The following is a 278-nucleotide window of genomic DNA, read 5'->3' as shown; positions in this document are numbered from 1 at the left end:
TGTGCCCGCCTGCCTCGCCGATTGTTCGCCTCATGGGCGAACGGGGCTACCTCGCGCCCGGTGACTGCGAGGATTCCGGCGTAACCCCGCTACTCAAGCCGGTGTCGGCGGTAGCGGGTGACACCATCCAGTTCGAGCCGGGCCATCCCGTGACCGTCAACGGCGTGGCCCTGCCGAACACCGCCGCTATGCCCGCGCTGCCGGGCTGGCCTGCCGGGCGCTACATCGTGCAGCCCGGCGAGGTCTGGCTGTTTTCCAGCTACAGCGCGGGCAGCTTC

At 69.8% G+C, this 278-nt stretch carries 1 pseudogene; it reads left to right on the top strand.

The window, feature by feature from the left end:
- A pseudogene (locus HMPREF2886_RS32480) lies at positions 1-278 on the top strand (S26 family signal peptidase); the annotation flags it as partial.

The organism is Pseudomonas sp. HMSC066A08, from assembly GCF_001813025.1.
In the GTDB taxonomy this organism is placed as follows: Bacteria; Pseudomonadota; Gammaproteobacteria; order Pseudomonadales; family Pseudomonadaceae; genus Pseudomonas; species Pseudomonas aeruginosa.
The sequence above is the reverse complement of the archived record's forward strand: the minus strand, read 5'-3'. Positions and strand labels throughout refer to the sequence as shown.